Annotated in this window: 17 protein-coding genes and 2 other annotated features; of the genes, 2 read left to right on the top strand and 15 right to left on the bottom strand. The window is 46.3% G+C overall.

Annotated features, from left to right (window positions below):
- Window positions 1–368: 368 nt before the first annotated feature.
- Window positions 369–1,394 carry a LacI family DNA-binding transcriptional regulator gene (locus tag AC0VXY_RS03050; protein WP_475526838.1) on the bottom strand — a complete coding sequence of 342 codons (1,026 nt, stop codon included), beginning with the start codon at window positions 1,392–1,394 and terminating at the stop codon, window positions 369–371.
- A gap of 139 nt (window positions 1,395–1,533) precedes the next feature.
- Here AC0VXY_RS03050 and AC0VXY_RS03045 point away from each other — a divergent pair, with 139 nt between their 5' ends.
- The gene (locus AC0VXY_RS03045; protein ID WP_435993460.1) at window positions 1,534–3,219 is read left to right on the top strand and encodes a DUF3159 domain-containing protein; all 1,686 of its coding nucleotides are present in this window, start codon (window positions 1,534–1,536) and stop codon (window positions 3,217–3,219) included.
- Window positions 3,220–3,257: 38 nt separating this feature from the next.
- On the opposite strand, the gene AC0VXY_RS03040 is transcribed toward AC0VXY_RS03045, so the two are convergent.
- The 12 genes from AC0VXY_RS03040 to AC0VXY_RS02985 all read right to left on the bottom strand — a co-directional run bounded on the left by AC0VXY_RS03040 (window position 3,258) and on the right by AC0VXY_RS02985 (window position 15,866).
- Window positions 3,258–3,815: a GNAT family N-acetyltransferase gene (locus AC0VXY_RS03040; RefSeq protein WP_475526837.1), complete on the bottom strand. Its 558-nt coding sequence runs from the start codon at window positions 3,813–3,815 to the stop codon at window positions 3,258–3,260.
- Between the two features lie 611 nt (window positions 3,816–4,426).
- Window positions 4,427–4,600: a hypothetical protein gene (locus tag AC0VXY_RS03035; protein WP_156030071.1), complete on the bottom strand. Its 174-nt coding sequence runs from the start codon at window positions 4,598–4,600 to the stop codon at window positions 4,427–4,429.
- A gap of 107 nt (window positions 4,601–4,707) precedes the next feature.
- Window positions 4,708–6,138, bottom strand: coding sequence for a proline--tRNA ligase (gene proS / locus AC0VXY_RS03030; RefSeq protein WP_475526836.1), 1,431 nt, complete (start codon window positions 6,136–6,138; stop codon window positions 4,708–4,710).
- 78 nt (window positions 6,139–6,216) lie between these two features.
- Window positions 6,217–6,422, bottom strand: a binding site (T-box leader).
- Between the two features lie 46 nt (window positions 6,423–6,468).
- On the bottom strand, window positions 6,469–7,494 hold the full coding sequence (locus tag AC0VXY_RS03025; protein ID WP_475526835.1) for a hypothetical protein: 1,026 nt from the start codon (window positions 7,492–7,494) through the stop codon (window positions 6,469–6,471).
- A gap of 27 nt (window positions 7,495–7,521) precedes the next feature.
- Window positions 7,522–8,745, bottom strand: coding sequence for an MFS transporter (locus AC0VXY_RS03020; RefSeq protein WP_475526834.1), 1,224 nt, complete (start codon window positions 8,743–8,745; stop codon window positions 7,522–7,524).
- Window positions 8,746–8,804: 59 nt separating this feature from the next.
- Window positions 8,805–9,056, bottom strand: a binding site (T-box leader).
- Between the two features lie 52 nt (window positions 9,057–9,108).
- Complete coding sequence (locus AC0VXY_RS03015; protein ID WP_435993470.1) at window positions 9,109–9,672, bottom strand: hypothetical protein; 564 nt, start codon at window positions 9,670–9,672, stop codon at window positions 9,109–9,111.
- Between the two features lie 68 nt (window positions 9,673–9,740).
- Window positions 9,741–9,941 carry a hypothetical protein gene (locus AC0VXY_RS03010; protein ID WP_034761269.1) on the bottom strand — a complete coding sequence of 67 codons (201 nt, stop codon included), beginning with the start codon at window positions 9,939–9,941 and terminating at the stop codon, window positions 9,741–9,743.
- Between the two features lie 326 nt (window positions 9,942–10,267).
- Complete coding sequence (locus AC0VXY_RS03005; RefSeq protein ID WP_475526833.1) at window positions 10,268–11,716, bottom strand: carbon starvation CstA family protein; 1,449 nt, start codon at window positions 11,714–11,716, stop codon at window positions 10,268–10,270.
- A 303-nt stretch (window positions 11,717–12,019) separates the two neighbouring features.
- Window positions 12,020–12,733 carry a LytR/AlgR family response regulator transcription factor gene (locus AC0VXY_RS03000; RefSeq protein ID WP_475526832.1) on the bottom strand — a complete coding sequence of 238 codons (714 nt, stop codon included), beginning with the start codon at window positions 12,731–12,733 and terminating at the stop codon, window positions 12,020–12,022.
- Complete coding sequence (locus AC0VXY_RS02995; RefSeq protein WP_475526831.1) at window positions 12,730–14,469, bottom strand: LytS/YhcK type 5TM receptor domain-containing protein; 1,740 nt, start codon at window positions 14,467–14,469, stop codon at window positions 12,730–12,732. Before AC0VXY_RS02995 ends, AC0VXY_RS03000 begins: the two co-directional genes overlap by 4 nt.
- A gap of 117 nt (window positions 14,470–14,586) precedes the next feature.
- The gene (locus AC0VXY_RS02990) at window positions 14,587–15,429 is read right to left on the bottom strand and encodes a YihY/virulence factor BrkB family protein (protein ID WP_435993478.1); all 843 of its coding nucleotides are present in this window, start codon (window positions 15,427–15,429) and stop codon (window positions 14,587–14,589) included.
- A 17-nt stretch (window positions 15,430–15,446) separates the two neighbouring features.
- Window positions 15,447–15,866, bottom strand: coding sequence for a hypothetical protein (locus tag AC0VXY_RS02985; protein ID WP_475526830.1), 420 nt, complete (start codon window positions 15,864–15,866; stop codon window positions 15,447–15,449).
- A 255-nt stretch (window positions 15,867–16,121) separates the two neighbouring features.
- Between AC0VXY_RS02985 and AC0VXY_RS02980 the strand changes: the two genes are divergently transcribed.
- Window positions 16,122–16,349: a DUF1128 domain-containing protein gene (locus tag AC0VXY_RS02980; RefSeq protein WP_435993482.1), complete on the top strand. Its 228-nt coding sequence runs from the start codon at window positions 16,122–16,124 to the stop codon at window positions 16,347–16,349.
- 74 nt (window positions 16,350–16,423) lie between these two features.
- On the opposite strand, the gene AC0VXY_RS02975 is transcribed toward AC0VXY_RS02980, so the two are convergent.
- Together AC0VXY_RS02975 and AC0VXY_RS02970 are read right to left on the bottom strand one after the other, a co-directional pair.
- Window positions 16,424–16,939: a type 1 glutamine amidotransferase domain-containing protein gene (locus tag AC0VXY_RS02975; RefSeq protein ID WP_060671407.1), complete on the bottom strand. Its 516-nt coding sequence runs from the start codon at window positions 16,937–16,939 to the stop codon at window positions 16,424–16,426.
- A 75-nt stretch (window positions 16,940–17,014) separates the two neighbouring features.
- Window positions 17,015–18,322, bottom strand: a complete 1,308-nt coding sequence (locus tag AC0VXY_RS02970) for a lysine N(6)-hydroxylase/L-ornithine N(5)-oxygenase family protein (protein WP_475526829.1) — start codon at window positions 18,320–18,322, stop codon at window positions 17,015–17,017.
- Window positions 18,323–18,921: the final 599 nt, after the last annotated feature.

The raw sequence follows: 18,921 nt of genomic DNA, 5'->3' as shown, positions 1-18,921 counted from the left end.
ACAACATTTTTCTACCATAATGATTTCCCACTCATTAAAAAAAAGCCCGTCCTTAAAAGATAAAGAAGAACGAGCAAAAGTAGAATAAGCGGAGTTTTTCCGGTTACATTCTGAGTGACCTTGTTTCGGGAGATAAATAAGCGGACGTTTTCCGGTTATCCACAGAAAAATCACCTATTTTTGTATTTTTGGAGTTAATAGGCGGAATCCCTCCGTCTATTTCGGCCTTTTTTAATAGAAATGACTACTTAAGCGGAATATTTCCGTCTATTGATCAGCTCTGGGGCTTAGCCTGATGTCCCAACAGAAAAGTACGATCCCCTATTTCATTTAATAACATGCACCCGAAAACGAAACCCCAAAGGGAATCAGGCTTTTTTCTCTGAACAGGAATTCCTGATGACCAAAGAAGCTTCAAAAGGAGTCATCGTTTCATATGGCTTCCCTTCAACCCTTTGTATCAGCTGCTCTACTAACGCAACCGCCATCTCCACTCTTGGAACGTTCATGGTGGAGAGTGCAGGTGATGTGTATTCTGTCAGCAAAATATTATCAAAACCGATGAGAGAAACGTCCCCGGGGACATCCCGTCCCGCTTCCTTCAGTGCCTTGAGGGCCCCGAAAGCGATATGATCATTGGAACAGACGATAGCGGAAGGAAGGTTCCCCTCCCGGATCCAATGATGGACGGCCTCCCTTCCCGATTCTTCTACGAACCTGCCCGTATAGATGTACTCGGGCTTCACACTGATTCCTGCTGCTTTCAATGCCTTTTGGTAGCCATTGAAACGCTCCACCGCTGCAGGATTATCTTCATCACCCGTAATGATCCCGATCTCTTCATGCCCAAGCTGAAGAAGGTGACGGGTCGCCTCCATGGCACTCGCTTCATTTTCCAATACAGGCATGGGAATGGAAGGAGTACGATGGGTCAGATTGTTCTGATCGAAGACACCGACCAAAAAGTTGACGGAAAGGATTTCATCAACGATCGACTGGACGTTGCTCCAGCTTATGATAATGCCCGCATCGATGCTTTTTTCCCGGTAAAGCTTCAACACGGGAGACGGATCATCCACCTCCGCCATTGTCACAAGAACTTTATACCCCCGAAGAGAGCAGGCATTGATCACCGCCCCGATTACCACGCTGTAAAAAAGATCATCGGAATAGATCCGATCCTTCCCTGGATCCTGAATGATGAATAGCCCGACCGTGTGGGTTTTTTTCTTCACCAGTCTCCGTGCTGAAACATTCGGCTGATACTGATGCTCCTCCATGATCTTCAATATCCGCTCCCGGGTCTCGGTCCGTACCTGGGGCGAATCATTCAACACGCGCTGAACCGTTTTCCGCGACACCCCAGCCAGCCTTGCTATATCAAATATATCCATATTTTCCTCCTGAATGGTTGCTTCTTCCTATTATAACGGATGATGAGTGGGTTATGCGGTAAAAAACAAATGAAACCTCCCTGCCCCCTCATCCGTATATACACTATAAACAGAATCACAACCTTGAAAGGGGAACACTATGGGAAACATCTTACTATTTTCATTGATTGTCGGATTGGTCATGGCCTTATTGCTCGTACCGATGGCCGTCATGAAAAAACAAAATAAAAAAGAGGGATACCCATCCTTCCCGGCACTATTTGGAGCCACATTACTCATCACGACCGTTGTGGTATTCCTGTTCTATTACCTCTCGAATCTCGATCAGAACTTCACGAGCATATGGATCCTCCTGATCATTGCATCAGGATTCGGGGCAGCCTTTGCCACGGGGAAAGAACGGATGGTAAAAGGGCTTCTGTTCCTGGCGAGCATCTTCGTCGGTGCTTACTTCCTGACTGCGTTCGTCTTCAATGCTGATGAGAAATTCGAATCGGCGAAAATGGATGTCAAAACAGAGATCCAGGCTTTTGATGAAAAGGAGACGCCTGCAAGCGTACCTCCTCAATTCGCCCGTAATAAAATGAAGAAAGCGTTCGGTCAGGTTCCGAATACAAGTTATTATGAACTCGGCAACCTGCAGATCCAGAAAGTGGACGGTGAGTATGTATACATCGCCCCTGTTGAATTCTCCGGTTTCTTCAAATGGTTCAAAGGGGACGAAACTCCCGGGTACTTCAAGCTGAGTGCAACGGATTCAAACGCCAATCCTAAATTCATCAAAGAAGAAATGGTGTACACACCTTCTTCTTACTTTAATAAAAAAGTGGAGCGACATATCCGTTTGAATTATCCGAAGGAAATTTTCAACGGGGATGTGCAGCTTGAAATCGATGATGATGGAAAACCTTTCTATATCCAGACGTACGGAAACTTCATCTCTGCCCGTAACGGTTTCGATGTGGAAGGAATCGTCCTGGTCGACCCGCAAACAGGGAAGACGAAGTCCTATGCCATCAAAGACGTACCGGCATTCATCGACGGCGCGGTTTCTCCTGAAACGGTCAGCCTTCAGAACAGTTATTTCGGTAACTATGTGAAAGGTTTCTGGAACAGCCGCTTCGGTAAATCGGATGTGAAACTTCCATCAGATGAAGGAACCGAGGCGAATGTGAGCCCTATTTTCGACGAAAATGGTGACATGTACTACTTCACCGATTTCACGTCACCTAAAGAAGGCGTCGATTCCATGCTCGGATACTCCCTGACGAACTCAAGAACGGGAGAAGCAACGTTCTACACAGGAAACCTTGAAGAATCGTACATGGATTCACAAGGAGCCCTGCAAATCATCCAAAAGAAATTCATCGAAAAGAAATGGGACGGCGAAATGCCTGTGCTCTATAACTTCTACGGTGAAGCAAGCTGGCTGACACCGGTGCTTGATGCGAATGGTTTCTTACAGAACTACTTCATCGTATCAGCCGCCAACCCGGAAATCTCAGCTTATGCGAACACGCCGAACCAGGCATTGAAAGCTTATAAAACCGCTCTCCAACGCGGAGGCGGAAGCGTCGACGGCAGCTCGAAAGCCGAGGAAAAGCAAGCAAACGGTACGGTTGTCCGGGTGTACAAAGAAAAATCCGGTGATTACACCGTGGTATCCTTCCTTCTGAACAACGGGAAGAACTACATCGTTTCTTCTGAAAACAGCTTGCTCGCGATCTATCTGAAGGAAAATGACAAAGTGAACGTTACGTATATGGATACAGGAGAAGCCTTCCTCCCTGTAAAAGACATGACGATCGAAGGATTACAACAATAAAGAAAGGCCGGAATCATTAGCTGATTCCGGCCTTTTATCTATTCTCCCGCATTCACATAATACACCAGATTATCCGTCCACTCTCCAAATTCATAAATGAACCCTTTACGTGTGCACTCATACTCCATCCCCACGGCTTCCGCAAGTCGGATTGAAGGCGTATTGTCCAGATTGATATGGGCTTCGATCCGGTGAAAATTCAATTTCACGAATGCCAGCTGAAGGGCTGCCTTCATCGCTTCCTTCCCAAATCCTCGGTTCCAATAGCGATTATGTATCGTGTAGCCCGCCCTGCCCCAGTTAAAGTTGTACCGCATGAGCGTCGAAAAATCGATCGTCCCGATATTCGCTCCATTCTCTTTCAGAAAGATCCCGAGGATATATACCTGATCTCCCTCGATCATTTCGTCATGTTTCTCAAGCATTTCCCTGAACCAGAACTCCGTGCACTCACTCATATCCTGATAGCCGACATCATACTTATGCTGTGACGGGAGCCTGTTCAGATGTTCGCTCAACCAGTTTTCATAATCACTGTTCACAAAAGGTCTGATGACCAACCGTGGTGTTTCGATGGTTAAGTCCTTATGCTTCATCTCTGCGCCTCCCTCTTATGTAATAAGTTAATAGTACCAACCACCTAAGTAGATTGGTAGTTCTTTTCTCAAAATTGTTGTTTTCTTACATAGGAACTGCCAAGGCTCTGTCTATGTGTGAGTGCTATAGATGGTGATGGGAACGGCTTCGCTTTCCAGCGCACGAACGGCCAAGCCTCCTCAGCTTAGCCGAACGGGGTCTCGGCACGCCCGTTTTTCCGCAGAAGTCTACGCCGTTCCACTCACCACCAAAATGAGATATCATGACAGAGCTTACTAGTGAAAAACCGAATAAAATAGTATTTTATTATTCATGTTAAAGTCGATCACTGGATACGATGAAGATTGATGTTCTCAAAAGGTATGGAAGGAAATTTATCCTCCGTACTCTTAGAAATGATTGGAGCGGAAGGTGCTCGACTCCGACGGGAATAGCGGGAAAGTTGAGACCCCACAGGGCGAATGCCCGAGGAGGCTCAACTCACGCCCCGCGGAAAGCGAGCACCTGTAGCGGAAATCAACCACCACTCGCTACCTTACCAACAAATTATGCTAAAAGAGACTTTTCATAAAAAAGGAAGGCGCCTCTCTACGGAGAAACGCCTTCATCGTTATTTCTCATTATTCCACTCTTCCTCTAATTCCTTCTCGATCTCCTCATCGGATAAATACTCCTCATCAAGCTGCTGTACATGCTCGGTGATCCGGTTGAGCTTGGAATGCACGATCCATAGGCTGATTACCACGAATACCATAAAGAAAATAACGATGAGTCCCACATCCATATTAATCGACGCCTCCTTTACCTATATTTATTAAGTAAACATAGAAAAAAGAAGACTTTAGTCAGAAAAAGCCAGAAAGGTCCGAAAGTCCCCTGCTTATGTGGAACTCAATACGCCTTTGCCCAATACACCAAGTGTTTCGCATCCTTTTCACAGCAAACGCATGTATCGGACACCTGCTCCTGTTCAAACGGCATGCATCGTGATGTGGCACTCGTTTCTTCCTTTATCTTATCTTCACAGTCTCGATCTCCGCACCACATCGCTTTGATGAAACCCCCCTTTTCATTCACCGTCGTTTTGAACTCATCAAACGTTTTGGCGATCGTTGTTTTTTCTTCACGGTGTTCTCTCGCTTTTTCCAATAGATTGCGTTGGATGTCTTCAAGCAGTGCTGCTACTTTCCCTTCCAGCTCTTCCAACGTGACCGTGTTTTTTTCACCGGTATCACGTCTCGCCAAAATAACCTGCCCGTTCTCGATGTCCCGTGGACCGACTTCCAAACGGAGTGGGATTCCCTTCATTTCGTACTCATTGAACTTCCAGCCAGGCTTTTTGTCACTGGCGTCAATCCCGACGCGGGCAACACCTGAAAGCTGTGTCTTCAAATTATAGGCAAAATCAAGGACGCCTTCTTTATGCTGGGCAATCGGCACAATCATCAGCTGTGTCGGAGCAATCCGTGGCGGTACGACAAGACCCCGGTCGTCCCCGTGCACCATGATCATGGCCCCGATGATGCGGGTCGTGAGTCCCCATGATGTTTGCTGTACATATTGAAGCTTGCCGTCACGGTCCGTGAACTGGATGCCGAATGATTTTGCAAATCCATCCCCGAGATGGTGGGAAGTCCCCGATTGCAAGGCTTTTCCGTCATGCATCAAACTCTCGATCGTGTACGTATACTTCGCACCGGCAAACTTCTCTTTCTCCGTTTTCTGTCCCTTTATGACAGGAATCGCCAGCATCTCTTCACAAAGCTCTGCGTACACTTCGAGCATCTGAACCGTTTCCTCATGGGCATCCTGATCGGTCTCGTGACATGTATGTCCCTCCTGCCACAGGAACTCAAGCGTTCTGAGGAATGGACGGGTCGTCTTTTCCCAGCGGACCACATTCGCCCACTGGTTGTAGAGCTTAGGCAGATCCCGGTAGGAATGGATGATATTTTTATAATGCTCACCGAATAGCACCTCGGACGTCGGACGCACGCATAGCCGTTCCGCTAGTTCCTCATCACCGCCATGGGTCACCCAAGCGACTTCTGGTGCGAACCCTTCGATGTGATCCTTCTCTTTTTGCAACAGGCTTTCAGGGATGAAAAGGGGCATATACACATTTTCATGCCCGGTTTCCTTGATTTTCCCGTCAAGGGCATCCTTGATGTTTTCCCAAATTGCATATCCGTAAGGTCTGATGATCATCGAACCCCGGACACTGGAATAGTCGATCAGCTCCGCCTTCGTCACGACATCGGTATACCACCGGGCAAAATCTTCATCCATGCCCGTTACATCTTTTACAAACTCTTTAGCCATTTGAGAGCACCTCGTTTTTTTAGTTGGATTGGTTTTAACGGCGAATCCCCGACAGAAACAAAAAAAGCCCTGCTTATCATCAGGGACCATTTCTGGCGATACCACCCTGATTCAAAGCAAAGCTTTACACTCATTCCATGATAACGGTTTCGGACCGCTGATATCTTCATTCGATACAGAACTTAGAGGCAGGTTCAAAGGTTCATCTATGGGAGCTTCTCACCAAATTGGCTCCCTCTCTTAAAAGACAAGATCCCTTTACTGATCCTCTTCAATGTTTCAGTTATTTTAGATGATTATATAGAGATTCTATGGGGGTGTCAATATCTGCTAGAGGGAATAAATTCGGTCCATTTCCCGTGCAAAGAAATCATTACCGTTCCTCGCATCAAAATCTTCCGCTATTTCCTCCGCCACTTCACTCATCACGTCCACGGCAAACCCCGGGCGATGCCCCGCTTCCAGGAGCTTCCTGTGGAGGACGATTGCACTCATATAAAAATAGAACATCCCATACGGGTCTTTCCCGCTGTCGGCATACTCGATGTGACGCTCCAGTACCTTGATGCCCCTGAGAGGTTCCGTTAAAGCAAGAAATCGGATATGCTCGGAGGCCTCAATGAGAAAGTGGGGTTTATCGTAAATGAAAAAGTATCCCTCGGATTGGTAACGTACGGCTTCCTCCACGCGGCCGTCCTCATAATAAGGAAGGAGCAGCTTGCTGTACGTAAGATGCGGAATTTCTCCGCAGCACACTTCTTTGGATAATAACAGCTTTTCGATGGGAGCCGCTTTTTCCTTTTCCCCTGTAAAATAGAAGTACTCAAGCTGTGTCTGATATTCACACGCTTCACAATCCGCCAGGGAATCCCGTTCTGCGGCGAGCCATTTATGATAATAGGCGTGGGCTTCCTCCACTTCGCCAGTCTTCAAAGCCCGTTTATGCTGATGCTGATAATAAGGGCGCAGACTGTATCCGTAGCGGTCATAGGCTTCCTGAAAATCATTGAAAAAAGTCTCCAGGAGCTCCATTTCAATGCCCGGCATCTTCACCAGATGCTCCGCCATCCATTTATAGATCCATAGGAAGCTTTCCACCCAATCCTCCAAGTTCTCTTCATTATCTAAAAAGAATCCGTTGCACCATTCGAAATGATCGAATAATTCCTCATACTCTCCAAGATAGTTGACGGTCCTCATGATTCCGAACCGACAGCAGAATTCCTTATAGAGATCCCCGTCTTTTTGGGCGATGAACAACAGATCCTCCAACCCATCCCACTTCTCAAAGCTCGCTTCTTCCCGACTCATCAATTCTTCCCATTTATCCCAATATTGATCCACCGTCATCTTCATCCGCGAACCCCCTTCATGAGTGCGTTTTTATTTATTATAACATTCTGAATTATAATTTAACTGTTTTTTCCAAGAATTCTTCCTCAGTGCTCCCCATAAAAACAGGGTGACCACGAGCATGACAATCGAACCTGCAACGACGGCACCCCGAACCGACACCCCTTCTGCCCCCACTCCGATCAGGACCGTCAGTAAGATGACGAGGACCCCTTCAAGCAATCCATACAGGCTCCCTACCCGCCCCATGATCTCAACGGGGATATGTTCTTGATAAAAAGTCTCGAACCCTGTTGTCGCAAAGGCCAGGGCAAAGGATAAAAGAGCGAATCCAATCGCAATCGTCAAGAACCCGTGTGAAAATGCATACACGATATATCCAATAGAGACGATGACAGAGCCGACACCCATGAGGTGCATATGATGAAGCTTATGAGAAAACGCCGCATTCAGGAGAGATCCCAGTACAAATCCTCCCCCTGCAATGCTCACCAGATATCCGTAGGTGCTATTGGAGAGATGCAGCACATCCTTAGAAAAAGCGGCTTCAAGGGAATCGATGGCGGCGGTCATCACAAGCATGCATGTGAACAATACGTATAGGATCATCACGTAAGCCGCTCTCTTGCTGAAACCCCACACCACCCGCCAATCATCCTTAATGATTTCCCACTCAAAGGTACTTGTTTCTTTCAATGAATCCCCCTCAAGTTTCGGCAAAAACAGGGTGATCACTCCTGATAACAAAAGGGCAAGAGCATTCATATATAGGGCAAAATCCGGTGTTCCCATCAGGAATAATATCCCTGCCACCCCGGGCCCGATCAGAAACGCCCCCGATCCGACCAGTCCCCGAAGAGCATTGAACCGCTGCCTGTTCCCCTTCGGAATCAAGGTCGTGATGTACGCCATCGACGCCGGATAAAAGACGGCACTCCCCATATTGATGAAAAGCACGACAACATACATCCACCAATCCGTCGCAAGGAAAGGCAACGCCCCTATCAATACCGCCCTGAAAAAGTCCAATGCCGCCATCAGATTCCGCTTATTGACCCGGTCAATCAAACTCCCGGCCCAACCATTTGTGATAAGCGCCGCAAATGGCTTCAACACATATAACATCACCACCGCCACAGGCGATCCCCACTCATCCAATACAATCAAATTCAGGGCGATCAGATAAATCCAACCCCCGATACTCGAAATCCCGATACCCGATAAAAGCAACATAGGATCCTTCCACTTTTTCATCCACTATTCCTCCCCGCGATTTTTGTAAGACAAAAAAATCCCACCCCCAAGACGTTGGTCTTGGGGGCGAGATTATTGATCGCGGTGCCACCCCAGTTCACCAGCATGTCACCATACCGGCCTTTTCGGGTACGGTCCATCGGCGTATACCCTAGCTCCGTAACGGGAGCTCCCGTCACACCATCCCCGTTCCCGGTTCCGATGCGCTGCTCAGAGCCTTGGTTCAATACCGTCCTTCCTGCCCCTTTTCAGCTGCCGGAGCTCTCTTTAAAGAAGTCTTTGATATCTACTCTTCTCTTCATGGCATTTTTTTGAAATTTTTATTATGGTAGCATGGATGGGGTGAGAATGTAAATAAAAAAATCACATGATCATCTTTTGTTTCAATAAACCTTCATACCCTGGTTTTCGTTTGATGATGTGGATGATAAGTTCTCGAAGTTCATCCATTTCCCTGGCGTCAGCAGTCGTATTGCAATCAGAATACCGGTATTCATACATCTTTTTATTCATCCTGATTTTCATGGCATAGCTTCTACTCGGTTGGATATAACAATTTCCCTCATCAGAAAGATATTTTTCTTCTATTAAATCCAAACTCTTCACTTTTGTAAAAATCTCCTCCGTCTCCTGTTTTGTAAAGGTCAACTCTTTCCTCTCCCCCTCCTCGCTAGTCAGGGAGTCAGAGAAAGTACTTATCTTCATTCCGCCATCGTACAGAATCTCCACATCAAAATTAGACTTATTGGTAAAGAAACCACTCAGCTTCTCGCTCCCCAGGAATCCCCATTGTTCACCCTTCACTACAGCAAACCCGAATAGGAGGATGAAAATCATCCCCAAACTGATAAAGGGGGCATACCATCTGCGTCGATATTCTTTTCTCGGTACTTTACCGCCTGCTTTATTTCTGACCTTTTCCTTCATAACGTGTACACCTCCCCAAAAAATCCACACAAAAAAGAGCACTCCAAAAGAGCGCTCCTCTCCCCCAATTAGCTACCCATCTTCCGGCGGGTATTACTCGGCTTCTTCGTTTGCTGACTTTGCATGCGTTGGTTGGATGCAAGACCGCCTGTTGCCTGCTTGCCGCCTGCCTGTGCTTCTTTCTTCTTCGCAAGCTGCTGCTTCATCGCTTCCTGAAGGCTGATTTTTTTCTTTTCTGGCTGTATTTGTTGATCATTAGTATTCGACATAATGGGATCTCCTTTTTGAGACTACTAAATTTTTGAAACTACCTCCATTATAATACATCCTACCGGATAAAGACATCTGCCAGAAAAAGAAAATAAGCCAACCCCATAAAGGATTGGCAAAAAATATTTCTAGTGATATCCATTCTGTCCGTTTGCAGATCCGGAAGTTTTTTGTTTCGGTGTGTGTTTCCCGTTTTGCTTCGTACCGCCGTCTTTTTTCGTTTTCTTTGTCATGCTGATCACTCCTACCATATAGTTTGTGAATCAATATTATTTTGTGCAAAAAAAGAAAAGAGTTTCCCGGTAATAACCGGAAAACTCTCCATTTACGCTGCTGGCTGCGGTACCTCTTCGTCGACCTGGATGACCGAACCATCGTTTAAGCGCTTTCTCAATGTGTAGATAAAGGCCAGGATTGACACAATCGTTATGACTGCAGCTCCCATATAAGCTGTGCCCATGGAAAGCCCGAATCCGATCGGAGCGTTCAGGATATACGTGAACGTGACCATGGTCATAAAGATAGCCGGGATCGTTGCGACCCAGTGTGGTTTCTTTTGCAGGGCCAGGTACATGGCGCCTACCCAAAGAGCAATCATCGCCGTCGATTGGTTTGCCCAAGAGAAGTATCTCCATAAGAGATTGAAGTCCATGCGTGTCAGTACGACTGAAATCACGAACAGTGGAACGGCAATCCAAAGGCGGCTGGACATTTTCACCTGTCCGACCTTGATGTAATCAGCAATAATCATCCGTGCACTTCGGAATGATGTATCCCCGGAAGTGATCGGAAGAACGATGACGCCAAGGATGGCAAGCGTTCCGCCGATGGAACCAAGCATCAGAACAGACACTTCACTCACGACCGCTGCCGGTCCTCCGTCTTTCAAGATCGCATTCAGTTCACCAGGCTCAAACAGGCTCATGGCTGCTGCTGCCCAGATCATCGCAATAATTGCTTCTAAAATCATCATGCCGTAGAAAATCTTGCGTCCGTTCTTCTCGTTTTGAGTCGTTCTTGAGATGATCGGTGACTGTGTTGCGTGGAAGCCTGAAAGGGCACCACAAGAAATCGTCAAGAATAGTAAAGGAAAAATAGCGATAGAATCAGGATGCATATTCGTCAGGGATACTTCAGGGATATCCGCTCCCGTAATCACCAATCCCGCTCCGATTCCTACTGCACTGATCAGAAGTAGAGCTCCAAACAGCGGGTATACTTTACCGATGATTTTATCAATCGGCAATAACGTTGCGACAATATAATAAATGAAAATGGCAGCGATGATCACGCCAAGTGAAATCCATGCTGGAGTCAGATTCGCAATCAGGGCTGCAGGTGCGGTAACGAACACCGTACCAACTAATACAAGTAACAGAATCGAGAATGCGTTGACCACATGCTTCATCGTTTTACCAAGGAAACGTCCTGCAAGCTCCGGTAAATGAGCCCCTCCGTTACGGATCGAAATCATTCCCGTTAAGTAATCATGAACCGCTCCGGCAAAAATCGCTCCGAGTACGATCCAAAGGAAAGCAACCGGTCCGTATAACGCTCCCATGATCGGACCGAAGATCGGGCCGACACCAGCGATATTCAACAGCTGGATCATGGAGTTCTTACCTGTTTTCATCGGAACATAGTCCACTCCATCCGCCTTTGCATAAGCAGGGGTGGAACGACTTTCATTCACTCCAAAAATCTTTTCAATCAATTTTCCATATGTGAAATAACCAATAATTAAGACAACAATTGAGACCAGGAATGTGACCATGTATATGATCCCCTTTCGTTCAGTTATGAATACGCTTTCATTATAGCAAGCATATTCACATTTTCGTCACATTCTGTCCAAGATGTTAAAAATCAGTGCTGAAATGCAGGAAGCAGGGATTGACGTGCTTTTGGAAATGGCCGGTGCCTGGTACTGATTGCGTAATTCGTGCCTGGTACAGATCGAGTGTTTTGTACCAGGCACCCATCAACCATTTTGTACCTGGTACAAAAATCAAAAAATGTACCAGGTACAAGTCCCTCCGATTGTACCTGGTACACCCAAACTACACTACAACTACAACTACAACTCCAACCGCTCCCGCAATTCCTTCACATAATTCCGGCTCACAGGAATCGCCTCATCAGCCCCATGAACCTTCAGCTGGTAGACCCCGCTTCCCCATGGAATCAGTTCTTCCACGAAGGGCAGCTGAACGAGATAGCTTTTGTGGACGCGGAAGAACGGATAGGTGCTGAGTTTTGCTTCCAATTCCTTGATTGGCAGCCTGCACGTGTATTTCTTTTTTTCCGTACAGATGAATGTTTCCCGCTCTTCCCTGAAAATGTAGAGAATATCCCCCGGCTTGACGAATACAATCTTATCCTCATCATGCACGGCCAGTTTCCCCAGGGATGGATTCTCACGGTGTTCGATCTTTACCAGGGACTTCAACCTCTCCATCGTTTGGGCAAGCTGATCCTCTTCAAAAGGCTTCAGCAGATAATCGACAGCCTCGACCCTGAACGCTTTAAGGGCATAGTCAGGGTAAGCCGTGGCAAAGACGATTTCCGGCTTATGCTTCATGTTCTGAAGGGCCTCGGCGAGATCCACTCCGCTCATGCCGGGCATCTCGATGTCCAAGAACAGGACGTCAGGTTCTTTCGTCAAAATGATTTCGAGGCCCTTCTCGGCTGAGCTTGCTTCCCCGACCACTTCCGCCCAGGGATAACTGCCGAGGAGATGCTTTATTTCCTCCCGGCTGTATGGTTCATCATCGATGATCGCGATTTTCATTCCTTTTCACTCCTTAACGTAAAGGCAACGGTGGTTCCACTTTCCTTTGAAGATGAGATCTTTAGCCCTGCTTCTTTTCCCATCATCATTTCCAGGCGTTTGTTCACATTGTATAGACCGATCCCTGTGCCTCCCTGTGATTCCATGGGCTCCGATAATAGCTTACTCATTCTGCCTTCAGCGATACCACATCCATTATCCGTCACGCTGACGTTCACTTTCTCTCCTTCTTTCCTTATGGAGATCGTTAACATAAACCCTTCTTCTACATTTTTCATCCCATGCTTGATCGCATTTTCCACGAGGGGTTGCAGGGTGATGGAAGGGACTTTCACCTGTAAGGCATCTTCATCGATCTGGTACACGACTTCCAGCCGGTCAAAGAATCGCGCTTCTTCAATGGCCAGGTATGCTTTCACATGCTGTCCTTCTTCTTTGAGAGTGGACGTTGATTTCGTGCTCCCCGTCAGATTCTGGCGGACGAATTGGGAAAGGGAAATAAGCAGTGTCCTGGCCTTATCCGGATTGATCCGCGTCAATGACACGATGACATTGATCGTATTGAACAGAAAATGGGGATTGATCTGGGCCTGGAGCGCCTTTACTTCGGACTCTTTTGCAAGCTCCTTATGGGTATCGATTTCCGCAAGCTCCAGCTGATGACTAAGAAGTGTCGCAATCCCCTTGGTTAACTCCATCAATATCGGTGAAATTTCCTTTTCAGAGTGAAAATAGAATTTAAGGGTCCCGACGATGTCGTCCCCTTTTAAAAGCGGGGCCATGATGGCCGCTCCTAATGGACACCCGCTCCGGTCACACTGGATATCCTCCCGTCCCACCTTCATCAGGTCACCGGTTTCGATGACCCGTTTCGTTGCTTCCGTTTGTATCGGGCGCCCTTCATGGTGGTGATCAGAAGCAAGTCCGACATGAGCGAGGATGTGGGATGTATTCGTGATCGATACGGCCAGGGCATTGACATCCCTCATGAGGATTTCACATGTTGCCCGGGCTGACGATACGTTCAATCCTTTTCGCATATATTTCACCGTGCTGTCTGCCAGGCGCAGTGCTTTCTGGGACTGAGCAGCCCCCATCCGTTCCTCTTCTTGAAATACACTTTTAATGATAAGCAGGAAGATCCCTGTCCCGACAGCATTGGCGATAATCATCGGCCAACCGATATCAGACACGAGCAGGTAAGCATCGTCAAAGGGTTTCGACAATAACAGAATGAGAAGCATCTGCATCCCCTCTGCAATAAAGCCGACAAGAAACGCTTTTTTAGGGGAGACGAGCCTATTTTTCTTTTCGCGCTTTCCTATCCAGCCTGCCAACAGACCTGCGAGCACCGTCGAAATCCCGCATGAGAACGCAGTGAATCCCCCAAGGAAATACCGGTGGACACCCGCTACCAATCCGGCCCCGAGACCGATCCATGGACCACCGAGGAGTCCTGCTACCACAACGCCGATTACCCGCGAGTTCGCAATCGCTTCATTTTGTTGAAGATGCCATTGCCATTTCGTATATTCTTCCTGAAACGGATTCACGATCAACCCTGTATATGTACCAACGATTCCGAAGAAGCCAAACAGCAGGATAAGGAGGAACGTCTGGGATTTCTTCACATGTGTTCGCTTCTCGATCAGATGCCGGAAGAAGCTGATCCTCGTCATCACAAAGGCAATCGTGACGATGATGCCGAGCCGTTCTACCATTGCAGCAATTAACATATCCCACACCTCACTTTCTCTATCACATAAAAAAAGAAGACCCCTTAAACACGAATGTTTAATAGAATCTTCCCCTACTCCAACCTTTACTATGTCAGGGGAATGATTTCCCCTATTTTAACACGAATCTTTGTCTTTAATCGTGACGAGTGCATTGATTTCTCCACCAATCATGATGATGATTCCCGTCAAGTAGAACCAGATCATGAGGACGATGATCCCACCGATGCTGCCGTATGTGGCGGAATAATTTCCAAAGCTCCCTACGTAATACGAAAAGGCCAAGGACGCGAGTACCCAACCAAGCGTCGCAAAGATCGCTCCCGGAAACGCACTTAAACATTTGATCCGTTTACTTGGAGCAAAAAAATACAATCCGACGAAAATGATAAAGAGAATGATGGGCGTGATGGCCCAGCGAATTCCGTTCCATATCGTTAAAAATTGATCTGAAAATCCGAATTGAGAAAATAGGAAAAGACCAATCTGCTTACCGAATACCGGAAGCAGGAGAGCGATGACAAATACCAGGATCATGGCGAATGTCAACAGAATGGACATCAGGCGCGTGGCAATGAACGACCTTGTTTCCTCGACATCATATGCCCGGTTCAAGCTCTTCACAATGGCATTCATCCCATTGGAAGCCGACCAGATCGTGGCGATGATACTGACGGAAAGTAAACCTGAATTGCGGTTGGACATGACGTCCTGCAGCGTTTCCTCAATCATCGACATCGTTTCACCCGGGGCAAAGTCCCTTACCAATCCAAGAATATCCCCCTGTTCAAAAGGCAGATACGGAAGAAGGGTGACAATAAATATCAGCAGTGGGAAGAGCGATAAAAGAAAGTAATAGGCAATTTGCGCAGCAAGGCCCGTTACGTCATTCGCACTGATATTGGCGAAAAGACTTTTCGAAAATCCTTTCCATTCTCCTTTGACCGTCTCATCCGACATGCTTTCACCTCATTTCGTTAATACCCCTTAAATGAAGAAGCAACCGGCTGGCTCTCTTCATCCTGAGCAGTTAGTTCATTCGATGGTTCTTGACCTGAAAATGTATCTTTATACGATTCTGAAGAGTCTTCAAACGTTTCTTTCGTCTCCTCGATGATCTCTTTCACCTGAGGGGTCATCCCTTTGATTTCATCTACTTTTTTACTGATGAAGTGAATGTCCCTCGAGACTTGATCGGCCGTCATGCGCAGTTTCTCATACACTTCCCTGGAAGATTCAAATAATCTCTGAGGATTTTTTGAATAGGTGGATATATACTGTCCACTGTTTTTTAAAGTAGAGCCCACTTCCTGACGTGTCGACCTGTCCAGTAGAGCCAGAAGCCCTCCTGCAACAGCACCAAGCATGACCCCTTTGTAAAACTTATTTCTTCCCATATGTATTACCCTCCTTCAAATGATTATTGTTTTTTATTCAGCAATCGGCTGCAGCCGGATTCCACTTCACCATATACTTTCTGGCGGCATTCTCACGTATTAGCTTATCTACTCATTTCCCATTCCTTTATAGTGTAAAACATTCTCCGAAAAAAATCCTCCAAGAGTCACTTCTATCCATGCCTCATTGACAAGATGAAGGAATCATGGAAAGATAAATGTACTATATTGCACGTCAGAAAGGACGATTCGAAGATGGATTTATCACAAAACACAGCAGAGAACATCGAATTCATGGTCACATCGATTAAAGAAAAATTAAGAATGGTCAATGCAGGTGCCGTCAAGCCTGAAGATTTCAATGAAGAAATGTACGAAGATCTCCACGACCTTTATGTCATGGTGAATCGCAAGGATCATTTCAGCCCGAGCGAAATGAACGCGATCATTGAAGAAATGGGTAACCTTAGAAGAAAAGCGTGATCAGTGACTAAAAAAAGGGACATTCCCACAAAGGTACAAAATACCTTGGGGAATGTCCCCTTTCATTTATCTGCCTATTTTGATAGAAGCGCCAGTGATTCACGGTTGAATGCCGGAATATCATCGGGCGTTCTGCTGGTTACAAGCTGATTGCCGCACACGACGACTTCTTTGTCCTCGTATGTCACACCGGCATATTCCATATCGACTTTGATGGACTTGAAGCCTGTTGCTTTTCGTCCTTCCAGCGCTTTTGCCGTAATAAGTAATTGTGGTCCGTGGCAAATCGCGAATACCGGCTTTTTCTCATCCATGAAATGCTTGGTGAATTTCACGAAACGATCATCTGCACGCAGCTGATCCGGAGAAAATCCGCCTGGTAATAATAAGGCATCAAAGTCTGCAGGATTGACATCATCGATGCTTTCATCGATTTTCACCGTTGCATCGCCCTGTTTGCCTTTGACTGATTTTCCTTTTTCTTTTTCAATCGTCACGACTTCGTGGCCTGCTTCTTTAAACGCTTTTTCAGGATCTGTAAATTCTACGTCTTCAAACATGTCTGTAATTAATGTTGCAATCTTAGCCATAAAATAGAACACTCCTACTATTGTTTGATTTATTATCACACTTATACTTTACCCGGCACACAAAAATTAAAACCCTTAATTATCCATCGTGAATTGAGAGAAGATTGTATCCCTTTGTACTTCATACACTTCTTTCCCCACGATGTCATTAATGATATGAATATTCCGGTCGACGGCCAATCCAAGATTCGTCGCCCCGGCACCGTGGGAGTGCTCCAGATTCGTCACTGTGTAAAAATGATGATCGCGATCCGGCTTTTCTTTAAACTGAAGCTTATAGTTCCGGGAAACCTTAAATTTCTTATCATCTTCCCACACGATGTTGTCTTCAAATTCTTCAAAAAACCATTCAGGAATATTCGGCTTGTACCCTGTCGCTAAAATCACTTTATCGCTTTGATAAGTGAATTCACGGTCTTCCTGCCATTGGCGGCAACTCAATACGTAACCATCCCCTTTATTCCGGATCTTGTTCACTTCCGTCAGGGGCTGGATGGTCGTGCGGGGGGACTGATCGCTGCCGGAATGGTTATAGAGAATGTTATAAATATTGTTAAGGGTGTCCGGATCGATCCCGTTCCTGAGCTGATCGAGGGTTTTCAAGGCTTCCATCCGCTTTTCATACGTCAGTCCATGGAAATAGTCCACATAATCAGGGGCAAAGAATTCCTGCCCGAGCTTCGATGACTCAAGCTGCAGGATCCCCTCTGAACGGGTCAGCCATGTCAGCTGATATGAATGATTTTCCTGCTCCTTCAATAAATCATAGAACACCTCGGCTGCACTTTGACCGGATCCCACAATCGTGATGGAGGCCCCTTCCATCGTCGTTTTTTTATGGAACAGATACTTGCTCGTATGATGGACGTCCTCATCCCGCAACCCTTCCATTTCATCTAAAATAAGAGGCTTGCTTCCCGTTCCCATCACAATATGCTTCGCATAATAAACCTCACGCTCATCTTCCAGCCGGTTATCGACCACCACTTTATAACAATCGCCAACATCCGTTACCCCGATCACTTCACTATGAAATTGGCATGAACTCAGCTGACCCGAGACCCAGCGGGCATACTCATTGTATTCCTGACGCGGCATTTCAAACTTTTGAAAAAAGAAAAATTTATATAAACGATTATGGGTATGTAAATAATTCAAATAACTATACCGGCTCTGTGGATTCGCAAACGTCACCAGGTCTGCGATGAACGGCACCTGCAAATCGGTCTGGTCGATCAGCATCCCCGGGTGCCACTGAAACTCCGGAGTCTGATCGAAGAACTTCACTTTCAGATCTGTCCTCTCCTCCATCAGGGCAGCCAAACTCAAATTGTACGGCCCAATCCCGATTCCGATACAATCATATATTTCATGTTTACTCAATCGGCTCTCCTCCACATTCATGATCTACTTTTCTATTTTTACCCTAAAATAACGAGTGATTACCCTGTTACATAAAAAAATTATGATGAATGTGTGACCATGGTGTTCAGCAGCTGAATCTCTTTAGGTTTTTGACAGGTGAAGCTCTGGCGCTATTCAGCAGCTGAACTACAAAGCAAACCCCAAACAAAAGAAGCTGGGACATAACTAAATCCGCTTCTTCTAGAGACGAACAATCAAAAAATAGTTAGGGATCACTTGTTACACCGCTTTTGATTTCCGTGCAAGACTTCGCTTTCCTCGGGCGGAAGGCAAGCCTCCTCGTCACTGACGCTCCTGCGGGGTCTTACCTATTCCGCTTTTCCCGTAGGAGTCTTCGTCTTGCACTCCAATCAATAGCTAGAACCTGCTATATAATAGGCAAATTTCACCAAGGTCTTTGTTACTCATACATAGACTATAATTTTCAAATGTTCGATCATTCAGGCAGTGTAGGTGCAGAAAAAGTATTTGTATAAGCAACGGTTATCAGTCACTGCAACTAATAGAATAAGAGTTGGTGTATGCATTGGGAATCAATCTCGACATTACAATGTTAT

The organism is Rossellomorea sp. QJM3NY_18, from assembly GCF_056173145.1.
This window is presented reverse-complemented; position numbering and strand designations above follow the sequence as displayed.